Annotated in this window: 1 pseudogene; it reads right to left on the bottom strand. The window is 65.2% G+C overall.

Annotated elements, in window-relative coordinates:
- Positions 1-586, bottom strand: a pseudogene (locus ACFC3J_RS22935) (Tn3 family transposase); the annotation flags it as partial.

Below are 586 nucleotides of genomic sequence, written 5' to 3'. Positions count from 1 at the left end.
GGCAGCGCCGAGTTGGGCAAGCAGCCGGATTTTGCCGTTGATGGTGCGCCGGTTGCGCTTGAGTGTCGTGTCCGCGCTGTTCTGTTCGCGCCGGAACATCTGCCCAAGCAGGCGATCGAACATCAGCACCGCATCGTCGGTGAGGGTAACGATGGTTTCGAGGATGGTCGCCACCAATGTGGCGCGACGCCGCGTCGCTTGCAGCGTCCGAACATGTTGCGCGGTCAGCCGCACGCCTTCCTGGCACAGGCGTCGGAGGCGCTCGGGATGGACGCCTACGGCGATATCCGGATCGATCCCGATGGCCCGAAGCAGTGTCAGTCGCTCGATGATGGCGGCGAATGTCTTTCGGCCGGGCTTGCCGGGTGACTGCCGCACCCAGGCCAGATCGCTCAAGTTCGTGCCTGTGTGGGGCAGGAGAAGCGCATCGAGCAGCCGGCGCTGTCGAGCATCGAGTCCTCGGGTCAGATGCTCGGCGACATGGCGTTCGGCATCGAGCAACGCCTGTGCGACCATCCGCTCGACCGAACTGATGCCCGGCACAATGATGCGCCGTCGCCGGCACTCATCCAGCATCACGCGCGCC

The organism is Sphingobium sp. (assembly GCF_041987595.1).
Classification (GTDB): Bacteria; Pseudomonadota; Alphaproteobacteria; order Sphingomonadales; family Sphingomonadaceae; genus Sphingobium.
Note: the sequence above shows the minus strand (reverse complement) of the source record. Positions and strands in the feature narration are given on the sequence as shown.